Source organism: Streptomyces sp. NPDC037083, assembly GCF_055606485.1.
In genome coordinates this window covers 299079-321468 of record NZ_JBVJSQ010000012.1, presented here as the reverse complement: position 1 = coordinate 321468, position 22390 = coordinate 299079, and the positions used below count along the sequence as shown (strand labels likewise).

The window sequence follows — 22390 nt, the reverse complement described above, 5'->3', positions numbered from 1 at the left end:
CCCGCCCAGCTTGCCGACGTCCTCACCCATGATCAGGACCTTCGGGTCCGCCTCCAGGGCATGACGCAGCGACTCGTTGATCGCCTTGGCCAGGGCCAGGTTCTTGGTGGTCACGCTCTCCGCCATGTCAGTTTCCCCCCGTACCCGCGGCGAAGCCGCTCTCGGACTCCGTCACGAACGACGCCTGGTACGCGGCGAACTGGGCCCGCTCCTCGTCGACCAGCGCGTGTCCGTCCGCGTACACGTTCTCGAAGATGGCGAAGCGGTCCGGGTCCGGCATGGCGCGGACCGCTTCGCGCACTCGCCTGCCCAACGCCTCGCTCTCCGCCTCGAGTTCCGCGAAGAATCCCTCGTCCGTGTGGTTTGACGCCTCCAGGTGGCGGCGCAGGCGCAGGATCGGGTCCTTCGCCTCCCAGGCCTCGCGCTCCTCGTCGGCCCGGTACTTCGTCGGGTCGTCGGAGGTGGTGTGGGCGCCCATGCGGTACGTGTACGCCTCGACGAGGGTGGGGCCCTCGCCGTTGCGGGCCCGCTCCAGCGCCCACCGGGTGACCGCCAGGCAGGCCAGGACGTCGTTGCCGTCCACGCGCACGCCCGGGAAGCCGTAACCCTGCGCGCGCTGGTAGAGCGGGACGCGGGTCTGCTTCTCGGTGGGCTCGGAGATCGCCCACTGGTTGTTCTGGCAGAAGAACACCACCGGCGCGTTGTAGACCGCGGAGAAGGTGAAGGACTCCGCCACGTCGCCCTGACTGGAGGCGCCGTCGCCGAAGTACGCGATGACCGCGCTGTCCGCGCCGTCCTTGGCCACGCCCATCGCGTACCCGGTCGCGTGCAGCGTCTGGGAGCCGATGACGATGGTGTAGAGGTGGAAGTTGTTGCTGTTGGGGTCCCAGCCGCCGTTGTTCACACCACGGAACATGCCGAGCAGGTTGGTCGGGTCGACCCCGCGGCACCAGGCGACGCCGTGCTCGCGGTAGGTCGGGAAGACGTAGTCGTCGTCGCGCAGGGCCCGGCCGGAGCCGATCTGGGCGGCCTCCTGGCCGAGCAGCGAGGCCCACAGGCCGAGTTCGCCCTGGCGCTGCAGGGCGGTCGCCTCGGCGTCGAAACGGCGGGTGAGCACCATGTCGCGGTAGAGGCCGCGGAGGTCTTCGGGCGTGACACCGGAGACGTACTTGGCGTATTCGGCGTTCTTGGCGTTCTTGACCCGCTTGCCCTCCGGCGTCAGCAGCTGCACGAGCTCGGGCTCGGCGCTCTTGCGGGCGGTGGCGCGGGTGGTGCGCTCGGCGCCGGTGGTGCCGGCCTTGCTTCCGGCGCTGCGTCGCGGCTTGCGCGCGGCAGTGCTCTCCACGGTCACGTGTGCTCCTCCGTCGGTCCGGCCCCCGGGGTCGCCGGGTGACTGGGGGTCCCCCAGCCCTTTGAGGGCCTGGGGGAGCGGCTCACCTGTTTCCGACACCCGTGCACGGGGTGGGTGCCACTCGGTCGGACCAGGCGTGACAGGTGCCCCGGCGAGCGCCCTGCGTTCAACACGTTACCCAGTGCTCCACATTTCTGTGAAACCCCTCCTGACCTGCGTTTTTGCTTGGATTTCCAAGTAAATCGGCAAAGTCGGGAGAGAGCCTGGTCACAGCCTTGCAGGAGGCCGGAGCAACGGCACGTTATCCCGGCCACCCAGGCCACGGGAAGAGGCCTGGGCAGCGACCTCGGGCGGGTCGGCGAGGCGACACGGCGGCGGACGCGCCCCGGCGCGTTCCGGCCACCCGGCTCAATGGGGTCCCCCCGACGCGGGCGTGGCGGGTCTGCGGGCGACCTGAAGCGACCGCCTGTGACACCTGTTGACCTTCCGTGACTTTCTGTGACAACGCCCAGCTCACGGGCGCGGGGAGTGCCCTAGCATCGGGCGCGTGCCGCGCTCCTGTGTACCACCGCCCGTGCCCCATGCGCCCCCTTTGGGCGCTCTGTCCGTCGGTACGCCGCCGGCTCCGCGCTCGCCTGCGAGCCCGTCGAGGAAGGGCTGCTGAACCGCGGCTACCGGCTGCGCACCACCCACGGCCGCTACTTCCTCAAGCACCACTTCGATCCGGACACCGCCGACCCCGCCTCCATCGCCCGCCAGCACCGGGCCACCGAGCGGCTGGCCGATCTGGGCGTCCCGGTGGCCCCTCCGCTGCCCGGCCACGACGGCCGCACGGTCGCCGTCGTGGGCGGCCACGCCTACGCCCTCCACCCGTGGATCGAGGGCCGGCACCGCCACGGCGCCCAGCTCACCCCGGTCCAGTGCGGCCGCCTGGGAGCGCTGCTGGGGGTGGTGCACGCCAGCCTGGAGCACGTGATGCGGGCGCACGGAGGGCACGGTCCCCAGGGGCGCGGAGATCGGGTGCCTCCGGCGCACGAACCGGAGCGCACCACCCCCGCCAGGCGCGCGGCCCGCGCCGAGCGCCCTCCTTACCCGCGGAGCACCGCTCCCGCCGGACCACCCGGGTCTCCCGGACCGCGACCGCGTGGGCCTTACGGGCCGCCTGGGTCTTCCGGGCCACCCGGCCCCGTCGAACCCGTCGAATCCGCCGGGCCCGTCGGATCCGCCGGGCCTGGCGGATCCGGAGCGACCGCCGCGAGCCCCGACCCCGCCGACACCTTCGTCCTGATCGACGATCTCCTCGCGCGCGTGCGCCGCCACCGCCCCGCGGACCCGTTCGACGAGCTCGCCCGCCATCGCCTCCTGGAGCGGCGCACGCTCCTGGAACGGCATGCGGACCGGCGTCCCCCGCCGGGCGGCCCGGTGGGCTGGGTGCACGGGGACTTCCACCCGTTCAACCTGCTCTACCGAGGGGACGCCCCCGCCGCCATCGTCGACTGGGACCGGCTCGGTGTGCAGCCGCGCGCTGAGGAGGCCGTCCGGGCGGCCGCGATCTTCTTCGTCCGGCCCGACGGCACGCTCGACCTGCCGAAGGCGAGGGAGTACGCACGCGCGTACCGGCGCGTGACCGCGGCCACGCCCTGCGAGCTCGCGGCGGCCGTGCACCGCGTGTGGTGGGAGCGCCTGAACGACTTCTGGATGCTGCGCTGGCACTACGAGCGCGGCGACACCCGCGCCGACTCCCAGTTCCCGGCGGCCTCGGCCCTGGCCGTGTGGTGGACCCGGGAGTACGACGCGGTGTGCGGGGCGTTCACAGACTGACCCCGGAGCCTTCGGACGGTGGGCTCGGGGCCTTCGGACGATGGGCTCGGGGCCTTCGGACGATGGGCTCGGGGCCTACGGACGGTGGACCCGAGGCCGGAGAGGGCGATCCGGGGCCCCTGGCCCCCTCACCGCCTGACCCCCCATGAACGCGCACGCGCACGTGGACTCTCCTGAACGCGCACGCGCGCGTGGGGCCCTGTCACGGGCCCACGCGCGCGTGGTGAGGAGAGAGAGCGGTGGCTCCGGTCAGTCAGCCACCGAGGCCGCCGCCGAGGCTGGTGTTGCCCGGGTCGGTCCCGCCCGTCTCGTCGCCCGTGGCCGGGTCGCTCGGCTGGGTCTCCGGGTCGCTGGGCTCGTCCGACGGCTGGGTCTGCGTCTCCTCGTCGGTCGGCTCGCCCGTGGCCGACGGGGACGGCGTAGAGGACGGGGAGTACGACGGCTTGTAGGACGGGGAGTAGTTCTGGTCGGGGTCCGAGCCGGTGTTGTCGTCCGAGGAGTCGTCGCTGGACGTGCCGGTCGCCTCGTCGCTCGGCGACTCGCTGGACGTGTCGTCCGAAGCGGACGCCGAGGCGGACGGCGGCTTGGAGGTCTCACCGCCGCCGGTGCCGTCGCCCTTGCCGTTCAGCGCGAGCGCGACGCCCGCGGCGATGGCGATCACCGCGAAGACGGCCAGGATCCACAGCTTGCCGCGGCCGCTGCCCCTGTTGCCGTGCCCCTCGAAGCCGCCGTCGTCACCGCCGCCGTACCCGGCCGGCAGGATCGGCTGCGGGATCTGCGAGGTGTTGCTGGAACCGTCGGCGCCGTGCGGCAGCACGGTCGTGGTGCTCGCGAAGCCCCCGGCGGGTGTGCCGGCGCCGCCGGGCGCGCTCACCGGGCCGGTGTTCCAGGTGCCGGTGTGACCGCCCTGGTCGTACAGCATCTGCAGCCCGTACTGGACGAGGCCGCGCATCTCCTCCGCCGTCTGGAAACGGTCGTCGGGGTCCTTGGCGAGGGAGCGCATGACGAGACCGTCGAGCTCTGGCGGGCACTCGCCGTTCGAGGTCTGCGACGGCGGCACCGGGATGTCCTGGACATGCTGGTAGACCACGGACAGCGGGGTCTCGCCGGTGAAGGGGGGCCGCAGCGCGAGCAGTTCGTACAGCAGACAGCCCGTGGCGTACAGGTCGGAGCGGTGGTCGACGGCCTTGCCGAGCGCCTGCTCCGGGGAGAGGTACTGCGGGGTTCCCATGACCATGCCGGTCTGCGTCATCGTCGTGGACGCGCCGTGCAGGGCGCGCGCGATGCCGAAGTCCATCACCTTGACGGCGCCGTTGTGCGTGATGATCACGTTGGCGGGCTTGATGTCGCGGTGCACGATGCCGTGCTGGTGCGAGTAGGCCAGCGCCTCCAGGACACCGGAGGTGATGATCAGGGCCTGCTCGGGACCCGGCGCCTCGGCGTTGAGGAGAAGGTCGCGGATCGTGCGCCCCTCGACGATCTCCATCACGATGTACGGCACGCTCTGGCCGCCCACGAAGTCCTCGCCGGAGTCGTACACGGCGACGATCGCGTGGTGGTTGAGGCCGGCCACCGACTGGGCCTCGCGCGTGAAGCGGGCCTTGGACACGGGGTCCTCGGCGAGGTCGGCGCGCAGCAGTTTGACCGCGACGGTGCGGCCGAGACGTACGTCCTCGGCCGCGAACACCTCGGCCATGCCGCCCCGGCCGAGTCTGCGGGTCAGCCGGTAACGGCCGTCCCCGACCAGCCCTCCGTTGCCCCAGTTCTCCGGCGCATCTGACATACCGCCGCCAGTCGCCTCGGGGTCGGACGGGCCCTGAGCGCGCTGCTGTGCCATCAGTCCTCGCCGTCGTTTCTGCCCGCGGTGCGCGCGGTGTTGTCACGGTCTCCGTCGGCCACGCTACAGCCTCTGCGCAAGCCGCTGGTCCGGGACGATCCCCGGAACGATCCCCGGGGCGGACCCGGGCGCCGGTCTGGGACGGACCGGTCATCAAACCTGTACTCCCTGCCGGCGTGCAAATTCTGTGTACCGGCCGTACGGCACCTGTAACGCTTCCGCGACGCTTCTTTCTCGTAGGGTCACGGAACGGGCACCGAACTTGACGTGTCAGTGCCCTGCGGCAGACTTGGCCGGGAATAGCTCTTTCGATCAACAACAGTCGATGGCGCCAGAAGGCCTACGGGGGACGCAGAAGATGAGCCAGGACGGCGCGCAGGGCCGGTACGCGGGGCGGGCGCTCGCCGGCGGCCGCTATCAGCTGCGCGACTTGCTCGGCGAGGGCGGCATGGCCTCGGTCCACCTCGCCTACGACGCCGTGCTCGACCGTCAGGTCGCGGTGAAGACGCTGCACACCGAACTCGGCCGCGAGCAGGCCTTCCGCGAGCGTTTCCGCCGCGAGGCCCAGGCCGTGGCCAAGCTCACGCACACCAACATCGTCTCCGTCTTCGACACGGGCGAGGACGAGGTCGAGGGCCTGACGACGCCCTACATCGTCATGGAGTACATCGAGGGCCGCCCGCTCGGCTCGGTGCTCGACGAGGACGTGCGCCAGCAGGGCGCGATGCCCGCCGACAAGGCGCTGAAGATCACCGCGGACGTGCTGGCCGCCCTGGAGATCAGCCACGAGATGGGGCTGGTCCACCGCGACATCAAGCCGGGCAACGTGATGATGACCAAGCGCGGCGTGGTCAAGGTGATGGACTTCGGCATCGCGCGCGCCATGCAGTCCGGGGTCACGTCGATGACGCAGACCGGCATGGTCGTGGGCACCCCGCAGTACCTCTCGCCCGAACAGGCCCTGGGGCGCGGGGTGGACGCCCGCTCCGACCTGTACTCGGTCGGCATCATGCTGTTCCAACTGGTCACCGGGCGGCTGCCGTTCGAGGCCGATTCACCGCTTGCGATCGCGTACGCGCACGTGCAGGAGGAGCCGGTGGCTCCCTCCTCGATCAACCGGGCGCTGCCGCCGGCCGTCGACGCGCTCGTCGCCCGTGCGCTGAAGAAGAACCCGAACGAGCGTTTTCCGACCGCCGTCGCCATGCGTGACGAGTGCCTGCGCGTCGCCGCGTCCTTCCAGCCGGCCCCGCCGAGCATCGTCCCGGGCGCGCAGACGTCCAGCGGCGCGGGCGTCGGCTCCGCGGTGTTCCCGCCGGTCGGCCAGAGCACCCCGCCGCCGCAGGGGAACGTCCAGACGCCCTACCAGCCCGCGCCGACCCCGAACCCGTACGGTGCTCCGACGCCGGCCTCGTCCTACGGCTACCCGCAGCAGGGCGGCTACCAGACGCCTGCTCCCGCGTACAACCACCAGCAGGCGCCGCACACCGCGCCCGCGTACAACCTCAGCCCGCAGCCGTCGACCACGGTGTCCTCGGGCGGCGGGCGCAGGAACAGCAGGACCGTGTTCATCGGGTCGGCCGTCGTGGCCGTTGTGGCGGTCGGCTGTCTGATCGCCGGTCTCACGATGAGCGGCGGCAGCGACGACGACGCCAAGGGCGGCGGGACCAGTTCCTCGCCCGCGGCGACGAAGGCGGCGGACTACCGCGCCCCGGACACCACCAAGACGATCGAGTCGACCGAGTGCTCCGAACCGCAGGAGTCGTACAACGACCCCGACAAGATCCAGGTGCCGAACTTCAAGTTCAAGTACATCGGCTCGGTCAAGGAGTGCTTCCAGGCCGCCGGCTGGCCGTACAAGATCACGAAGGTCAACGAGAACACCTACGGCGACGGGGCGGTCATGGACCAGTTCCCCTCCGCCGGCACGGACGTCGACCCGAAGGACATGCCCGAGATCGAGCTCAAGGTCTCCACCGGCAACCCGGCGTAGGGATCGCCCCGCGAGCTGTCCGACCTCGTGTGGACCACATGTGAGAGGGCCCGGCGTCCGACGCCGGGCCCTTGACGTGTACTGCGTACGGGTTACAGGTACGGGCCGCCCGTGCGGCCGCCCGCGGCGCGCGGATCGTCCGGCCCCTCGTGGCTCACGCCCGGCGGCAGCGCGCGGCGCATCTGCTCCAGCTGTGCCCGCGCGGCCATCTGCTGGGCGAAGAGCGTGGTCTGGATGCCGTGGAAGAGGCCCTCCAGCCAGCCGACCAACTGCGCCTGCGCGATGCGCAGTTCCGCGTCGCTCGGCGTCGACTCCTCGTTGAAGGGCAGGGACAGCCGCTCCAGTTCCTCGACCAGCTCCGGCGCCAGACCGTCCTCCAGCTCCTTCACGGAGCTCGAGTGGATCTCCTTGAGCCGGGCCCGGCTGGCCTCGTCCAGGGGAGCCGCGCGCACCTCCTCCAGCAGCTGCTTGATCATGCTGCCGATCCGCATGACCTTCGCCGGCTGCTCGACCTGCTCCGTCACCGGGATCTCGCGGGAGTCCTCGTCGGCGTCGATGCCGCCGAGCGCCATGCCGTCCTGACCTACGACCAGGATTTTCTGGGCGTTCTCCGGCGACCTTTCGTTCCTCGGCATCTCCATGCCGCCATTCTCTCGCACGTCCCCACCTCATCACCGTGGTGCCCCCCAGGAAAGGTGATCCACCGTTTCCGTTCGGCGGAGTCCGGAATGCGGTGGAAATTCCCGGATGCCAGGCTTAGTGCGTGTTTTCTTGTCGACTGGGCACCGGGAGGGGGTCACGGACGTGACTCCATGGCAACGGGCGTTGTATGCGGTGCGGCCGGCCGCGGCGGCCTTGGCGGGTGCGCTCGTGCTGGCGTACGGGAGCACGGCGTCGTACGCGGCCGTTGCCGTGCCGACGCACGGACGTGTGCCGACGTACGAAGCCTCCTCGGCACACGAGAGCTCCTCGCCGCCCGGACATGGCTCGGCCCCCGGGCACGGCTCGGCGCACGAACGGGTCCCGACGCACGCGCCTGTCCCGACGCACGAACGCGTGTCGACGCGCGCCGCGACGGCGTCCGCCGCAGCCGCGACCTCCCCCTCCCGCTCGCACTCCGCCTCTTCCGAGCCCGACCGGGCCGGCAGCCGGGCGGGCGAGGGACGGCAGCGGCCGGGGCGGGCGGACGCCGAGGACGAAGCCGCGCAGGACACGGGCCGCGAGGACGCCTCGGAGGAGGATCCGGACGAGGCGGACGGCGACACGGAGGCCGACGACGGAGACGTCTCCGACGACACCGCCGCGACCGCGCCGCCGGAGGCCTCCGCCCCCGTGACCTCGGCGCCGTCACAGGACTCCGTGCGCCAGGCGGCCACGGGCGAGCGGGCCGACGGCCCCGTGCTGCAGATCCTGCCGCTGGGCAGCGGCCTCGTCCTCATCGGCCTCGGCATCGCCCTCGCGATCGCCGCCCTCCGACTGCGCCGCACCTAGAACCCGGCCCCGGCTGGAGGGCCATGGCCGGGCCGCCGGGCCGGCCCGGTGCCTAGGACGCGACCAGCAGTACCTTGCCGACGTGGCTGCTGTCCTCCACGAGCCGGTGGGCGGCGGCTGCGTCGCTCATCGGGAGTTCGCGGTCGACGACGGGGTGGACCCGGCCGGCGGCGATCAGCGGCCAGACGTGCTCGCGTACCGCCGCCACGATGGCGGCCTTCTCCGCCAGGGGACGGGCACGCAGCGAGGTGGCGCTGATGGCCGCGCGCTTGCCGAGGAGCGCGCCGATGTTCAGCTCCGCCTTGACGCCGCCCTGCATGCCGATGATCGCGAGGCGGCCGTTGACGGCGAGAGCCTGGACGTTGCGGTCCAGGTACTTCGCGCCCATGTTGTCGAGGATGACGCCGGCGCCGGCGCCGGCGGTCGCCTGCTTCAGCTCGGCGACGAAGTCCTGCTCGCGGTAGTTGATCAGAATGTCGGCGCCCAGCTCGGCGCACCGGTCCAGCTTCTCCTTGGTGCCCGCGGTGACGGCGACCCTCGCGCCGGCCGCCTTGGCCAACTGGATCGCCATGGTGCCGATGCCGCTGGAACCGCCGTGCACGAGCAGCGTCTCGCCGGGTCGGAGGTGGGCGATCATGAAGACGTTCGACCAGACGGTGCTGGTCACCTCGGGGAGTGCGGCGACCTGCCGGAGGTCGAGGCCCTCCGGGACGGGCAGCAGCTGGCCGGCCGGCACGGCGACCTTCTCGGCGTAGCCGCCGCCCGCGAGCAGCGCGCACACCTCGTCGCCGACCTTCCAGCCGGAGTCGCCGGAGACGCCGGGGCCGATCGCGACGATCCGGCCGGAGCACTCGAGGCCGGGGTGACGGGAGGCGCCGGGCGGCGGATTGTAGAAGCCCTGCCGCTGCAGGATGTCGGCGCGGTTGACGGCGCTGGCCACCACCTCGACCAGGACCTCGCCCTCGCCGGGCGCGGGATCGGGGACCTCGTCCCAGACCAGCGCCTCGGGACCACCAGGTTCGGGAATCGTGATCGCATACATGAGGGGGACGCTACTCCTCGCCCCCCGGACGGAAGCTGCTGGGGAAAGCCGCGTGCGATCGCCGAGGGGGTCAGGCGGGCGGGAGGGGCGGGACACCGGGCATGCCGGGCGTCCCGAGGGTGGCGGGTGCCCTTTCCGGCCCCACCCGCACGATCGTGACCAGCCGGTCCGTCGGCTGCAGCGCCCCGATCGCCGGGTCGTCGTAGTCGAGGATCCGGTGACCGCGCACGACGCTCACCACCAGGTCGGCCGTCTCGCGCGGGCCGCGGCCCGTCTCGGCCTTGGTGACGGGCCGTTCGACCAGGTCGAGCCCGTCGCCCTGCTGGATGAGATCCTCCATGACCCGGCCCGCCGCCGGGCTGAGCACGGACAGACCGAGCAGCCGGCCGGCCGCTCCGGCGCTGGTGATGACCTCGTCGGCGCCCGACTGCTTGAGCAGCGGCGCGTTCTCCTCCTCGCGGACCGCCGCCACGATCTTCGCCCCGGGATTGAGCTGGCGCGCCGTCAGCGCCACCAGGACGGCCGTGTCGTCGCGCTGGGTCGCGATGACGATCCGTTCTGCCCGGTGCACCTCGGCCCGGCGCAGCACGTCACTGCGCGTCGCGTCACCCATCACGCCCTCGTAGCCCTCGGCCGTCGCCGCGTCGATCACCTTCGCGCTCGGGTCGATCACCACGACCTGCTCCTTGCGCAGGCCCGCCGCACACGCCGTCCGGATCGCGGACCGGCCCTTCGTGCCGAAGCCGACGACGACAGTGTGGTCGCGCAAGGGGACCTCCGGGATCATGGACAGCTGCGGGCTCGACGACACGTGTTGGTTCATGACGGGCACGAACCCGCCGGGAACCATGGTGCCCACTGAACAGATCACCACCCCAGGGGGCTCGCGATGAAGGACCACGAACGACAGCCCGGCGGCACGGCCAGGCTCTCACTGTTCAGGTCCCTCTGGTACCGCTCGCGCACCGAAGCCCGGGACGACGCCGAGGCGGGGCGCTCCATCACGATGCCCGTGCGCGTCGGTGTGCCCCCGCTCCAGCAGGTGCTGCGACGCCTCGCCCTGGGCCTGCTGGTACTCGCCGTCACCACGCTGATCGTCTACGCCGACCGCGACGGCTACAACGACAACTCGGACGGCTCCGTCGGCCTCCTCGACGCGGCGTACTACGCCACCGTCACCCTTTCCACCACCGGCTACGGCGACATCACCCCGGTCAGCGACACGGCCCGGCTCGTCAACATCCTCGTCATCACGCCGCTGCGCGTGCTGTTCCTGATCATCCTGGTCGGCACCACCCTGGAAGTGCTCACCGAACGCACCCGCCAGCAGGTCCGCATCCACCGCTGGCGCGCCCGCACCCGCGATCACATCGTGGTCGTCGGCTACGGCACCAAGGGCCGCCACGCGGTGCAGACCCTCGTCGGGCAGGGCATCGGCAAGGACCGGATCGTGGTCGTGGACGCCCAGCGCAAGTCCTCGCTCACCGCAGGCGACGACGGACTGGTGGCGGTGACGGGGGACGCCACCCGCTCGGAGACGCTCATCAAGGCCGAGGTCCAGAACGCCTCCCGGGTGATCGTCGCGCCCCAACGTGACGACACCGCCGCTCTGGTCACCCTCACCGCCCGCCAGCTGAACCGACGCGCCACCATCGTCGTCGCCGCCCGGGAGGACGAGAACGTGCCGCTGCTCAAGCAGAGCGGCGCGGACACCGTGATCACCAGCTCCAGCTCCGCCGGGCGGCTGCTCGGCGTGTCGATGGTCAGCCCGACGGTGGCCAGATCGCTGGAGAGCCTGATGACCCTGGGCAACGGCCTGGACCTCATCGAGCGGCCGATCACCCCGGCGGAAGCGGGCAAGGCGCCCCGCGCGTGCGCGGACCTCGTCGTGGCCGTCCTGCGGGACAGGGAACTGCTGGACTACACCGACCCGCGGCTCACCCATCTGCAGCACGGGGACCGCGTGATCACGGTCCGTCGAGCCGTTCCGGCCTCCGAGAAGGCATGACGTTGTTTCACGTGAAACGCCCCCGAATGGCTGCTCTTCCACCGGTCTTCGCCTGTTTCACGTGAAACAGGTGAGGCTCACCGGGCAGAGCGTCCGGGGGCGGTGTTTCACGTGAAACAGGCGTCGATCCCGGCCGTCGCCCAGGGCAGGTCGAGCAGCTCGGCCTCCTGACCCGCCCGTGCGCCACCCGGCGGCACGACGGCAAGGGCGTCCGCCGCTGCGATGCCCCGCAACATGGCCGGACCGTTGTAGTGCAGCGGCACGGCGTGATCGCCCCGCAGAACGACCGGGATGAGGCGGGTGTCGTGCGGATGTCCGTGCACCGCCTCCCGCAGGGGCAGCGTGTACGGCTCGGGCGCAGAGCGGGCGGCGAGGGTGCGCAGCAGCGGCTCGGCGAGCGTGAGCAGGCCGGAGACGGCCGCGAGGGGGTTGCCGGGCAGACCGACGAGGTGCCGGCCGTCCTTGATGCGGGCCAGCAGCATGGGGTGCCCGGGTCGCACGCTGACGCCGTCGACGAGGAGTTCGGCGTCGATGCGGCGCAAGGTGGGGTGCACATGGTCGACGGGGCCCGACGCCGTGCCCCCGGTGGTGACGATCAGGTCCGCGCCGGACGAGGTGATGGCCTTGTACAGGGCCTTCGCATCGTCGCGGAGTCTGCGGACGGTGACGACCTCGGCGCCCAGCGCACGCAGCCACGGGGGCAGCATCGGGCCGAGCGCGTCCCGGATGAGGCCGTCGTGCGGGCGACCCTCGGTGAGCAGTTCGTCGCCCAGGACGAGCACCTCGACCCGGGGCCGGGGCACGACGGCCAGCGAGTCGTACCCGGCGGCCGCGGCGAGCCCGAGGACCGCCGGGGTCACCACGGCTCCGGCGAGCAGCAGCTGATCGCCCGAGCGGCACTCCTGACCGCGCGGGCGGATGTCCTGGCCGTGCTGCATCTCGCGGGTCGGGTGCAGTCGGCTGTTGTCGTCGATGCGGCCGTGCTCGCTGCGCAGGACGGCGGTGGTGTCCGGGGGGATCCGGGCGCCGGTGGCGATCCGGACGGCCTCGCCGTCGGCGAGCGGAGCCGGTGCGGAGCTCCCGGCGAACACGCCCTCTTCCCGTACGCGCCAGGGCCCGGGACCCGCGACGGCCCAACCGTCCATCGCCGAGGTGTCGAAGGAGGGCAGGTCGGTGAGAGCGGTCAGGGGGGCGGCCAGGACGAGGCCGAGGGCGTCACCGAGGGTGACGGACACGGGGGCGCGGCGGGCGGCGCCGGTCCGGGCCGCATGGGCCGCGATCGTCCGGGCCTCGGGCCAGGCAGTGGCCCGGTGACGATGCTCCGCGGCGGCGGCCCGGTGACCGGCCTGCGGGGCCTCGGCGGAGGGGCCGTCGCCCTCGCGCCGGGCGGGGCGGTGGTCGCCGGTCGGGCGGGCGGGGCCGTTGCCGTCCTTCACGAGGGCGAGCGCCTCCTCGACGTCGAGGTCCTCGGCGTCGAGGCCCTGCCGGGCGCCGTGCGGGGTCATCCGGCGTCCGGCCCTGAGCCGCCGGGCTCGGCGGCCTTGTCCTGTGCGGCCTCTTCCGCCCAGCGCACCGCCAGCGCGGCGGCCTTGCGGGCGGCCTCGGCGACGGCCTCGGGGCCTCCCCGGGCCTGCGCGGCCGCGTAGCCGACCAGGAACGTGGTCAGCGGGGCGGCCGGCCGCGCCACACCATGGGCGGCGTCCCGGGCGAGGTCGAGGAGGACACCGGTGTCGACGTCGAGGTCGACGCCCAGTTCGTCCTTGACTGCGGAAATCCATTCATCCAACACGTGGCCATGCTCCCTGATACGTGCCCTGGCGGTGGCGATGTCGTCCCAGGTGTCGCAGTCGAAGGAGCCGACCGGATCGGGGACGCGGGCGAGGTCGAGACCGGCGGTCAGCCGGCGCAGGGGCAGCCCCGTGAGGCCTCCCCGGGCGGCGGTGAGCACCGCCAGTTCACGGCGCAGCGCCGCTGTGCGGTACGCGGCGACGAGCGGTTGATCACGGCCGTCGGCGTCGGTGAGCAGCACGCCCTCGGCGCGGCCGGAGCGCAGGGCGCTCAGCAGCCGCCGGACGGTGTCCGTCGCCAGGAACGGCAGGTCGGCGGAGAGGACCAGCACGTCGTCCGCCGCGGTACGGCGCAGCCCTGCGTCGAGCGCGGCGACGGGGCCCCCGCCAGGCGGGTCCTCGCGCGCCCAGCGCACGGCACGGACCGTGGGGCGGGGGTCGGCGACGACGACGGTGGCGCGGGCGTCGGCGCAGGCGCCGAGGACCCTGTCCAGCAGCGCCCGGCCGCCCACCCGCACGCCCGGTTTGTCGGCCCCGCCGAGCCGACGGGCGCCGCCGCCTGCGAGCACGACGGCGTCGTAGGCGGCAGGCTCGTTCGCGGTCATCCCCCGAGTATGCGGTCCGTCCGCGCGTTGCGGGCCCCCGGATCATGTGATCCGCGGGGTTACGGGGTCACGTGATCCGCGGGTTCGCGGGGTCACGGGTCACGTGATCCGCCGGTTCACGGGGGCACGGAGGCACGGGGCACGTGATCCGCAGGTCCGGGGTCGCCGCAGGTTCGCGGGCTCGCGTGGCTCACGGGTTCACTGCGGCCCGCCCGCGATCACAGAGTGCGCAACAGCACCGCCGGCTGCTCCACGCAGTCCGCGACGTAGCGCAGGAACCCTCCCGCCGTGCCGCCGTCGCACACCCGGTGGTCGAAGGTGAGCGAGAGCTGGACGACCTGGCGCACGGCCAGCTCGCCCTCGTGCACCCACGGCTTGGGGACGATGCGGCCCACGCCGAGCATGGCCGCCTCGGGGTGGTTGATGATCGGCGTGGAGCCGTCGACGCCGAACACTCCGTAGTTGTTCAGCGTGAAGGTGCCGCCGGTCAGCTCCCCGGGGGTGAGGCGTCCTTGGCGGCCGGCCTCGGTGAGGCGGGCGAACTCCGCGGTGAGCCCCTCGGCATCGCGGGCGTGCGCGTCGCGGACGACGGGCACGACGAGTCCCCGCTCGGTCTGCGCGGCGAAGCCGAGGTGGACGTGGTCGAACCGGACGACCTCCCGGGCCTCCATGTCGACGGTGGAGTTGAGCTCCGGGTAACGGCCCAGGGCCGCGGTGCAGATCCGGGCCATGAGGGCGAGGAGGGAGATCTTCGGCCCGCCGGCCGCGTTCATGGCGGCACGGGCCCGCATCAGCTCCGTCGCGTCGGCGTCGACCCAGCAGGTCGCGTCGGGGATCTCGCGCCGGCTGCGGGAGAGCTTGTCGGCGACGGCGCCCCGGACGCCCTTGAGGGGGATACGGCTGCCGTCCACCGCGGTGGAGGCGGACGCGGGCGTGGGCGAAGCCGCAGGCGCCGGCGTGGGCTGCGGAGCGGCCGATGCCCGCAGCGCGTTCTCCACGTCCGCGCGCAGGATCAGCCCCTCGGGGCCGGAACCGGCGAGCTGCCGCAGGTCCAGGCCGTTCTCCCGCGCCAGGCGGCGGACCAGCGGGGAGATCACGGGGACGGGTGCGTCCAGGGCCGCCGGGGCAGCCGAGCCGGCAGTGGCCGTCGGCACGTCCGGCCCGGTCGCGTTCGCGGCGGCCGGAGCGGCCGGTGCCGCCGGAGCGGCCGACGTGGCCGGTGCGACCGACGCCGGACGGGCGGGCCGCACGCGCCTGCGCCGCGCGGGCGCCTCCGACGTGCCGTATCCCACGAGCACGTTGCCCGAACCGCCGGCCTCGCCGTCGGAGGACGGCGCGCCGACCGCGACCGTGATCAGCGGGGAGCCGACGGGCAGTTCCGTGCCCTCCTCGCCGAAGCGGGCGGTGACCACGCCGCCGTAGGGGCAGGGCACCTCCACCATCGCCTTGGCCGTCTCGACCTCGACGACCGGCTGGTCGACGGCGACCACGTCACCGACCTGGACCAGCCAGCGGACGATCTCCGCCTCGGTGAGTCCCTCACCGAGGTCGGGCAGCTTGAACTCCAGCACCTGTGCCATCAGTTCCCGGCCTCCCACTGCAGCCGCGCCACGGCGTCGAGGATGCGGTCGACGCCGGGCAGGTGGTGACGCTCCAGCATCGGCGGCGGATACGGCAGGTCGAACCCGGCCACGCGCAGCACCGGCGCCTCCAGGTGGTGGAAGCAGCGCTCGGTGACCCGGGCCGCGATCTCTCCGCCCGGGCCGCCGAAGGAGCCCGACTCGTGGACGACGACCGCGCGGCCGGTGCGCCGTACCGACGCGGCGACCGTCTCGTCGTCGAAGGGCACCAGGGAGCGCAGGTCGACCACTTCGAGGTCCCAGCCCTCGGTGCGCGCCGCCTCGGCGGCTTCGAGGCAGACCGGCACCGACGGCCCGTACGTGATCAGCGTGGCACTGCGGCCCGGGCGCCGCACCACCGCGCGGCCGATGGGCTCGACGGCCGTCGGCTCCTCGGGGTTCCAGGCGTCCTTGGACCAGTACAGGCGCTTGGGTTCGAGGAAGACGACCGGGTCGTCGGACGCGATGGCGGCGCGCAGCAGGCCGTAGGCGTCGGGGACTGTGGCCGGCGTGACGACGTGCAGGCCCGGGGTCGCCATGTAGTAGGCCTCGGAGGAGTCGCTGTGGTGCTCCACGCCGCCGATGCCGCCGCCGTAGGGGACGCGGACGGTGATCGGCAGGGGCATCCGGCCGCGGGTGCGGTTGCGCATGCGTGCGACATGGCTGATGAGCTGCTCGAACGCCGGATAGGCGAACGCGTCGAACTGCATCTCCACGACCGGCCGCAGACCGTACATGGCCATGCCGACCGCGGTGCCGAGGATGCCGGCCTCGGCGAGCGGGGTGTCCGTGCAGCGGTCCTCGCCGAACTCCTTCGCGAGGCCGTCGGTGACCCGGAAGACACCGCCGAGGGTGCCCACGTCCTCGCCCAGGACGTGCACGGACGGGTCGGCGGCCATCGCATCCCTGAGGGCGCGTGTGAGAGCCTGCGCCATGGTGGCGGGTTTGAGGGCGACCGTGGTCATCAGTGCGCGCCTTCCTGCTCGGCCTCGAGCTCGGCCCGCAACAGGTCGCCCTGTTCGCGCAGTTGGGGGGTGGGCTCCGCGTACACGTGGGAGAACAGGTCCATCGGGTCGAGGACGGGGTCCTGGTTCATCCGGGCGCGCAGATCGGCGGCCATCGCCTCGGCGGCGTCGCGGGCGGAGGTCTTCGCGTCCTCGTCGAGCAGCCCGCGCGCGGTCAGTTCGCGTTCCAGGAGCTGGATCGGGTCGTGCTCCCGCCAGGTCTCGACCTCGGCGTCGCCGCGGTAGCGGGTGGCGTCGTCGGCGTTGGTGTGCGCCTCGATGCGGTAGGTGACGGCCTCGACGAGCGTCGGGCCGCCGCCCTCACGCGCGCGGCGCACGGCGTCGGCCAGCACCTCGTGCACGGCGGCCGCGTCGTTGCCGTCGACCAGCCGGCCCGGCATGCCGTACCCGACGGCCTTGTGGGCCAGCGAGGGGGCGGCGGTCTGCTTGGCAAGCGGGACGGAGATCGCGAAGCCGTTGTTCTGCACGAGGAAGACGACCGGCGCCTGCCAGACGGCGGCGAAGTTCAGCGCCTCGTGGAAGTCGCCCTCGCTGGTGCCGCCGTCGCCGACCATGGCGAGCGCGACCACGTCGTCGCCCTTGAGCCGGGCGGCGTGCGCGAGGCCCACGGCGTGCGGGAGCTGGGTGGCGAGCGGGGTGCACAGCGGCGCGACCCGGTGCTCGTAGGGGTCGTAGCCGGTGTGCCAGTCGCCGCGCAGCAGGGTGAGAGCCTCGACCGGGTCCACGCCGCGTGCGACGACGGCGAGCGTGTCGCGGTAGCTGGGGAAGAGCCAGTCGCGCTCCTGCAGGACGAGCGCGGCGGCCACCTCGCAGGCCTCCTGGCCGGTGCTGGAGGGATAGACGGCGAGTCTGCCCTGCTTGGTGAGTGCGGTGGCCTGGACGTTGTAACGGCGGCCGCGCACCAGCTGGGCGTACAGCCGGCGCAGCAGCTCCGGGTCGGCCTGCGCGGCCTTTTCGGTGCCGAGAACGCGGTACGGCTCCGCGTCGGGCAGCAGCGGCGCGGGGTCGGTACGGGGCTGCCAGGCCGGCGGCGGTGTCGGGCGGTATGCGCCCCGCTGCTCCATGACCGTCATGACGGCACCTCCTCGTGGGAGTGGCTACGGGAGGCGCATCGGCTGTGATGCGCCTCACCTACCGATTGTTCGGTCGTCGGCACATTTTGGCTACAGGGCCCCTCAGGCTGTGGACAAACGGTTCTCCACAGCCTGAGATGGACGCAGTACGTCCATGCTGGGAAGGCGGGGGGACATGGCACCTGAACAAATGGCCGAAGAGGCGGAGCACGGTGCCGCCTCCGCGCCGAGCGGTCCCGCCCGGACCGGGCCGCCGCCGCCGAGCTCACCCGCGCCCTCGGCCGCCGCCCAGGCGCCGCCTCCGCGCCCCCTCGACGCCATCGATCAGGACATCCTGCAGATGCTCCAGGCGGACGGCCGCGCCTCGATACGGTCGGTCGCCGAACGGGTCCACGTCTCGCGCGCCAACGCCTACGCGCGGATCAACCGGCTCATCGACGACGGGGTCATCCGCGGCTTCGGCGCCCGGGTGAACCACGAACGCGCGGGGCAGGGCACGAGCGCCTACATCACCCTGAAGATCGTGCAGAACTCCTGGCGGACGGTGCGCGAGCAGCTCAGACTGCTGCCCGGCGCCTCCCACATCGCCCTCGTCGGAGGCGACTTCGACGTCCTGCTGCTGGTGCACACGCCCGACAACAGGGCGCTGCGCGAGGTGGTGCTGACCCGGCTCCAGGAGATCCCCGAGGTGCTCAGCACCCGCACGCTGCTGGTGTTCGAGGAGGAGGACCTGGAGCCCCAGGGCTGAGTCCGTCCTACGGGGCCGGGGTCGGGGCCGGGGCCGTCCGCAGCCCCTCGAAGACCAGCCGCACCACCGCGTCGGCCACCTCGCTCTCGACCATCCCCCGGCCGCCCGGCCGGTACCACTCGACGATCGAGTTGATCATTCCGAAGACCAGGCGCGTGGCGAGCCGCACCTCCATGTCGCCGCGGACGTCCCCGTCGGCGGCGGCCGCCCGCAGCAGCTCGGCGACCCGGTGGTCGAAGTCGCGGCGCCGCTCCAGGGCCCACCGCTCGGTGTCGGTGTTGCCGCGCACCCGCAGCAGCAGCGTGACGTACGGCAGTTCGCCGATGAGGACCTCGACCATGCGGCGCACCACGTACTCCAGACGGTGCGAGGCCTGCCCCACGCGCGCGTGCTCCTCGTCGAGGATCCCGAAGAGGCCGTCGAGGGCCCGGCTGACGGCCCGCCGCAGCAGTTCCTCCTTGCCGGCGACGTGGTGGTAGATCGACGACTTGGAGATGCCGGCCGCCCTGGAGAGGTGCTCCATGGAGGTGCCGTCGTAGCCGCGCTCGTTGAAGACCTGGACGGCGACGGACAGCAGCGTCTCGGGGGTGTAGGTGTCGCGCTTTGCGGTGGTCACGAGGCGCCCTCCCGCTTCTCGGTGGCGTAGGAGTGCCGGTAGAGCGCGAGGGACGGCGCGTAGCGGCCGGACGGGTCCCGGCCGTGCAGGTCGTCCAGGAGGGAGTAGGCCCACATACGGCCGAGCCTGCGGCTCCATTCGAAGGGGCCGAGGGGGTAGTTCACGCCGAGCCGCATCGCGGTGTCGATGTCCTCCTCGGTGGCCACGCCCTTGGCCACGGCGTCGTGCGCGAGGTCGACGATCCGGGCGACCGTCCGGGCGACGATCATGCCGGGGACGTCGCCGATGACGCTGACGTCCTTGCCGAGCGCCTGGAACAGGCCGATCGCCTCGGACATGGTCTGCGCGGCCGTGTCCTGCGAGGCGGACAGCGCGATGCGGGTGGCCTTGCGGTAGTCCAGGGCGAGGTCGAAGTAGACGACGTCGCGGAACTCCACCGAGGTCTGGCCGTCGGCGAGGGCCAGCTGGCCGCCGCTGGGCAGCACCAGGCGGGTGCCGTGGTCCTCGTCGTCCTCGCGGACCTGGATGCCCGCCTCGCGGATCAGCGCGAGCAGCTCCGAGGCGGGGCCCAGGTCGCCCTCGGCGACGACGTAGGCGGGCTGCTGGTGCTTCTCGGCGGTGTGCGGCTCGGCCCGCTCGGCGTCGGGCTGGTAGTCGTACCAGCCCTGGCCGCTCTTGCGGCCGAGCCTGCCCGACTCGACCAGGCGGCGCTGGGCGAGCGACGGCGTGAAGCGCACGTCCTGGAAGAAGGACTGCCACACGGAGTGCGTGACCGACTCGTTGACGTCCTGCCCGATCAGGTCGGTCAGCTCGAACGCGCCCATCCTGAAGCCGCCCGACTCGCGCAGGATCGCGTCGATGGTGGCCGGGTCGGCGCCCTGGGCCTCGTAGACGGCGAACGCCTCGGCGTAGAAGGGCCGCGCGATGCGGTTCACGATGAAGCCGGGGGTGTCGGCGCAGGCGACCGGCGTCTTGCCCCAGGAGCGGGCGGTCTCGTACGCGCGCGTGGCCGAGGTGACGTCGGTGGCGTGCCCCGAGACGACCTCGACCAGCGGCAGCAGCGGCGCCGGGTTGAAGAAGTGCAGGCCCACGAAGCGGCCCGGGTTGCTCAGGGCCCCGGCGATGGCGGTCACCGAGAGGGAGGAGGTGTTGGTGGCGAGCAGACAGTCCTCGCCGACGACCTCCTCCAGCTGCCGGAACAGCTCCTGCTTGACGTCCAGGCGTTCGACGACGGCCTCGACGACCAGGGAGCAGTCGGCGAGGTCGGCGAGGCCCTGGGCGGCGTGCAGACGGGCGCGCGCCTCGTCCCGGTCCCCGGCGGCGAGGCGGTCCTTCTCGACGAGCCGGTCGAGGCGGGCGCCGATCGCGGCGGCCGCTTCACCGGCGCGGCCGGGGACGGCGTCGTACAGCCACACGGTATGGCCCGCGACCAACGCGACCTGGGCGATGCCCTGGCCCATGGTGCCGGTGCCGACGACGGCCACGGGGCTGCTGAGGTCGAGTGCTGTCATGTGCGCGATCCTCCCGCACGGGGTTTTCCACAGATGCGGCAGGCCCCCTTGTCCCGACCGATCGTTCGGTTACTCTAGCCGTGACTGGCTGATCCTGCCCAGGTTTCCGCCAGGTCATGAGCTCGACGGAGAGTTCTCAAGACGAGGAGTTGGTCCCGCATGGCCGCCGCCGAACTGACCGCGCACGCTCTGATCGCTCAGCACCGGCCCACCCTCGACCAGGCCCTGGAAGCGATCCGCACCCGCGCGTACTGGTCCCCGCACCCCGAACACCCCAAGGCCTACGGGGAGAACGGCAGCCTGGACGCGGCGGCCGGCAAGGCCGCCTTCGACGCCGTCCTGAACAGCCGCCTCGACCTCGGCCAGCCCGGCACCGACGACTGGGTGGGCGGCGAGGTGTCGCCGTACGGCGTCGAACTGGGCGTCACGTACCCCCACGCGGACGTGGACGAGCTGCTGCCCGCCATGCAGGCCGGACAGCGCGCCTGGCGGGACGCCGGCGCGGAGGTCCGCGCGGTGGTCTGCCTGGAGATCCTCAAGCGCATCAGCGACCGGACGCACGAGTTCGCCCACGCGGTCATGCACACCTCCGGCCAGGCCTTCATGATGGCGTTCCAGGCGGGCGGACCGCACGCGCAGGACCGCGGCCTGGAGGCCGTGGCGTACGCGTACGCGGAGCAGGTCCGCACCCCCGGCACGGCGGAGTGGAGCAAGCCCCAGGGCAAGCGCGACCCGCTGGCGCTGACCAAGAGCTTCACGCCGGTCCCGCGTGGCGTCGCCCTGCTCATCGGCTGCAACACCTTCCCGACGTGGAACGGCTACCCGGGCCTGTTCGCCTCCCTGGCGACCGGCAACGCGGTCCTGGTCAAGCCCCACCCGCGCGCGGTGCTGCCGCTCGCGCTGACCGTGGGCGTCGCGCGCGAGGTGCTCGCAGCGGCCGGCTTCGACCCGAACCTGGTGGCGCTGGCCGCCGAGCGCCCCGGCGAGGGCATCGCCAAGACGCTGGCCACCCGGCCCGAGATCAGGATCGTCGACTACACCGGCTCCACCGCCTTCGGCGACTGGCTGGAGGCCAACGCCCGCCAGGCGCAGGTCTACACGGAGAAGGCCGGCGTCAACACGGTGATCGTGCACTCCACCGCGAACTACAAGGGCATGCTCGCCAACCTGGCGTTCTCGCTGTCCCTGTACAGCGGCCAGATGTGCACCACCCCGCAGAACCTGCTGGTCCCCCGCGACGGCATCCGCACCGACGACGGCCACAAGACCTTCGACGAGGTCGTCGCCGACCTCGCCCGCGCGGTCGACGGGCTCCTCGGCGACGACGCGCGCGCGAACGCGCTGCTCGGCGCGATCGTCAACCCGGACGTCAAGGCCCGTCTCGAGGCCGCGGCGGGCCTCGGCGAGGTCGCCCTCGCCTCCCGCGAGGTGAGCAACCCCGAGTTCCCGGACGCGGTCGTGCGCACCCCTGTGATCGTCAAGCTGGACGGAGCCAAGCCGGACGACGAGGCCGCCTACATGAGCGAGTGCTTCGGGCCCGTCTCCTTCGCCGTCGCCGTCGACTCGGCCGCCGACGCGGTCGCCCTGCTGCGGCGCACGGTGCGCGAGAAGGGCGCGATGACGGTCGGCGCGTACACCACGGACGCCGAGGTCGAACAGGCGATCCAGGAGGTCTGCCTGGAGGAGGCGGCCCAGCTGTCCCTCAACCTCACCGGCGGGGTCTACGTCAACCAGACGGCCGCGTTCTCCGACTTCCACGGCTCGGGCGGCAACCCGGCGGCCAACGCGGCCCTCACCGACGGCGCGTTCGTCGCCAACCGCTTCCGGGTGGTGGAGGTCCGCAGGGACGCCTGAGGGGCCGCGGTA

17 protein-coding genes and 2 pseudogenes are annotated in these 22390 nt (G+C 72.6%); 6 read left to right on the top strand and 13 right to left on the bottom strand.

Annotated features, from left to right (window positions below; all coding sequences use genetic code 11):
* Positions 1-126: pseudogene (locus ACZ7DE_RS29935) on the bottom strand (alpha-ketoacid dehydrogenase subunit beta); the annotation flags it as partial.
* Position 127: 1 nt separating this feature from the next.
* Entirely contained in the window at positions 128-1351 is a 1224-nt protein-coding gene (gene pdhA, locus ACZ7DE_RS29930; protein WP_470766544.1) for a pyruvate dehydrogenase (acetyl-transferring) E1 component subunit alpha, read from the bottom strand.
* 558 nt (positions 1352-1909) lie between these two features.
* On the opposite strand from pdhA (ACZ7DE_RS29930), the gene ACZ7DE_RS29925 reads away from it, so the two are divergent.
* Complete coding sequence (locus ACZ7DE_RS29925) at positions 1910-3172, top strand: phosphotransferase (RefSeq protein WP_470766575.1); 1263 nt, start codon at positions 1910-1912, stop codon at positions 3170-3172.
* 253 nt (positions 3173-3425) lie between these two features.
* Here ACZ7DE_RS29925 and ACZ7DE_RS29920 read toward each other — a convergent pair whose 3' ends face one another.
* Positions 3426-4955, bottom strand: coding sequence for a protein kinase domain-containing protein (locus tag ACZ7DE_RS29920; RefSeq protein ID WP_470766542.1), 1530 nt, complete (start codon positions 4953-4955; stop codon positions 3426-3428).
* Between the two features lie 412 nt (positions 4956-5367).
* Here ACZ7DE_RS29920 and ACZ7DE_RS29915 point away from each other — a divergent pair, with 412 nt between their 5' ends.
* Entirely contained in the window at positions 5368-6999 is a 1632-nt protein-coding gene (locus ACZ7DE_RS29915) for a protein kinase domain-containing protein (RefSeq protein ID WP_470766540.1), read from the top strand.
* Between the two features lie 92 nt (positions 7000-7091).
* Here the strand turns inward: ACZ7DE_RS29915 and ACZ7DE_RS29910 are convergent, their stop codons facing one another.
* Positions 7092-7640 (bottom strand): bacterial proteasome activator family protein, encoded by a 549-nt coding sequence (locus ACZ7DE_RS29910; RefSeq protein ID WP_470766539.1) that lies wholly within the window; start codon positions 7638-7640, stop codon positions 7092-7094.
* Positions 7641-8055: 415 nt separating this feature from the next.
* Between ACZ7DE_RS29910 and ACZ7DE_RS29905 the strand changes: the two genes are divergently transcribed.
* Complete coding sequence (locus ACZ7DE_RS29905) at positions 8056-8490, top strand: hypothetical protein (RefSeq protein ID WP_470766537.1); 435 nt, start codon at positions 8056-8058, stop codon at positions 8488-8490.
* A gap of 52 nt (positions 8491-8542) precedes the next feature.
* Here ACZ7DE_RS29905 and ACZ7DE_RS29900 read toward each other — a convergent pair whose 3' ends face one another.
* Positions 8543-9532, bottom strand: coding sequence for an NAD(P)H-quinone oxidoreductase (locus ACZ7DE_RS29900; RefSeq protein WP_470766535.1), 990 nt, complete (start codon positions 9530-9532; stop codon positions 8543-8545).
* Between the two features lie 70 nt (positions 9533-9602).
* Positions 9603-10301 (bottom strand): annotated as a pseudogene (locus ACZ7DE_RS29895) (potassium channel family protein); the annotation flags it as partial.
* A 120-nt stretch (positions 10302-10421) separates the two neighbouring features.
* Here ACZ7DE_RS29895 and ACZ7DE_RS29890 point away from each other — a divergent pair.
* Positions 10422-11540 (top strand): potassium channel family protein, encoded by a 1119-nt coding sequence (locus tag ACZ7DE_RS29890; RefSeq protein ID WP_470766533.1) that lies wholly within the window; start codon positions 10422-10424, stop codon positions 11538-11540.
* Between the two features lie 107 nt (positions 11541-11647).
* On the opposite strand, the gene ACZ7DE_RS29885 is transcribed toward ACZ7DE_RS29890, so the two are convergent.
* The 5 genes from ACZ7DE_RS29885 to pdhA (ACZ7DE_RS29865) form a co-directional block, all read right to left on the bottom strand.
* A complete protein-coding gene (locus ACZ7DE_RS29885; protein WP_470766532.1) occupies positions 11648-13045 on the bottom strand; it encodes a molybdopterin molybdotransferase MoeA in 1398 nt (465 codons plus the stop codon).
* Positions 13042-13932 (bottom strand): NTP transferase domain-containing protein, encoded by an 891-nt coding sequence (locus ACZ7DE_RS29880; protein WP_470766530.1) that lies wholly within the window; start codon positions 13930-13932, stop codon positions 13042-13044. Before ACZ7DE_RS29880 ends, ACZ7DE_RS29885 begins: the two co-directional genes overlap by 4 nt.
* A 218-nt stretch (positions 13933-14150) precedes the next feature.
* Complete coding sequence (locus ACZ7DE_RS29875; RefSeq protein ID WP_470766529.1) at positions 14151-15512, bottom strand: dihydrolipoamide acetyltransferase family protein; 1362 nt, start codon at positions 15510-15512, stop codon at positions 14151-14153.
* Positions 15512-16516 carry an alpha-ketoacid dehydrogenase subunit beta gene (locus ACZ7DE_RS29870; protein WP_470766527.1) on the bottom strand — a complete coding sequence of 335 codons (1005 nt, stop codon included), beginning with the start codon at positions 16514-16516 and terminating at the stop codon, positions 15512-15514. The genes ACZ7DE_RS29875 and ACZ7DE_RS29870 overlap by 1 nt, the downstream gene beginning before the upstream one ends.
* Complete coding sequence (pdhA, locus tag ACZ7DE_RS29865) at positions 16516-17649, bottom strand: pyruvate dehydrogenase (acetyl-transferring) E1 component subunit alpha (RefSeq protein WP_470766526.1); 1134 nt, start codon at positions 17647-17649, stop codon at positions 16516-16518. The genes ACZ7DE_RS29870 and pdhA (ACZ7DE_RS29865) overlap by 1 nt, the downstream gene beginning before the upstream one ends.
* Positions 17650-17824: 175 nt before the next feature.
* Here pdhA (ACZ7DE_RS29865) and ACZ7DE_RS29860 point away from each other — a divergent pair, with 175 nt between their 5' ends.
* Positions 17825-18397, top strand: a complete 573-nt coding sequence (locus ACZ7DE_RS29860; protein ID WP_470766524.1) for an Lrp/AsnC family transcriptional regulator — start codon at positions 17825-17827, stop codon at positions 18395-18397.
* Between the two features lie 7 nt (positions 18398-18404).
* Here ACZ7DE_RS29860 and ACZ7DE_RS29855 read toward each other — a convergent pair whose 3' ends face one another.
* Positions 18405-19013, bottom strand: coding sequence for a TetR/AcrR family transcriptional regulator (locus ACZ7DE_RS29855; RefSeq protein WP_470766521.1), 609 nt, complete (start codon positions 19011-19013; stop codon positions 18405-18407).
* The gene (locus ACZ7DE_RS29850) at positions 19010-20524 is read right to left on the bottom strand and encodes a 3-hydroxyacyl-CoA dehydrogenase (RefSeq protein WP_470766520.1); all 1515 of its coding nucleotides are present in this window, start codon (positions 20522-20524) and stop codon (positions 19010-19012) included. The genes ACZ7DE_RS29855 and ACZ7DE_RS29850 overlap by 4 nt, the downstream gene beginning before the upstream one ends.
* Positions 20525-20683: 159 nt before the next feature.
* Here ACZ7DE_RS29850 and paaN point away from each other — a divergent pair, with 159 nt between their 5' ends.
* A complete protein-coding gene (paaN, locus tag ACZ7DE_RS29845) occupies positions 20684-22378 on the top strand; it encodes a phenylacetic acid degradation protein PaaN (RefSeq protein ID WP_470766518.1) in 1695 nt (564 codons plus the stop codon).
* Positions 22379-22390: the final 12 nt, after the last annotated feature.

Coding starts and splice junctions, on each gene's coding strand:
- ACZ7DE_RS29920 (WP_470766542.1), bottom strand. CDS start 4,955: ATGTCAGATGCGCCGGAGAACTGGGGCAACGGAGGGCTGGTCGGGGAC.
- ACZ7DE_RS29860 (WP_470766524.1), top strand. CDS start 17,825: ATGGCACCTGAACAAATGGCCGAAGAGGCGGAGCACGGTGCCGCCTCC.
- ACZ7DE_RS29915 (WP_470766540.1), top strand. CDS start 5,368: ATGAGCCAGGACGGCGCGCAGGGCCGGTACGCGGGGCGGGCGCTCGCC.
- ACZ7DE_RS29885 (WP_470766532.1), bottom strand. CDS start 13,045: ATGACCCCGCACGGCGCCCGGCAGGGCCTCGACGCCGAGGACCTCGAC.
- pdhA (WP_470766526.1), bottom strand. CDS start 17,649: ATGACGGTCATGGAGCAGCGGGGCGCATACCGCCCGACACCGCCGCCG.
- ACZ7DE_RS29890 (WP_470766533.1), top strand. CDS start 10,422: ATGAAGGACCACGAACGACAGCCCGGCGGCACGGCCAGGCTCTCACTG.
- ACZ7DE_RS29900 (WP_470766535.1), bottom strand. CDS start 9,532: ATGTATGCGATCACGATTCCCGAACCTGGTGGTCCCGAGGCGCTGGTC.
- paaN (WP_470766518.1), top strand. CDS start 20,684: ATGGCCGCCGCCGAACTGACCGCGCACGCTCTGATCGCTCAGCACCGG.
- ACZ7DE_RS29850 (WP_470766520.1), bottom strand. CDS start 20,524: ATGACAGCACTCGACCTCAGCAGCCCCGTGGCCGTCGTCGGCACCGGC.
- ACZ7DE_RS29880 (WP_470766530.1), bottom strand. CDS start 13,932: ATGACCGCGAACGAGCCTGCCGCCTACGACGCCGTCGTGCTCGCAGGC.
- ACZ7DE_RS29875 (WP_470766529.1), bottom strand. CDS start 15,512: ATGGCACAGGTGCTGGAGTTCAAGCTGCCCGACCTCGGTGAGGGACTC.
- ACZ7DE_RS29910 (WP_470766539.1), bottom strand. CDS start 7,640: ATGGAGATGCCGAGGAACGAAAGGTCGCCGGAGAACGCCCAGAAAATC.
- ACZ7DE_RS29870 (WP_470766527.1), bottom strand. CDS start 16,516: ATGACCACGGTCGCCCTCAAACCCGCCACCATGGCGCAGGCTCTCACA.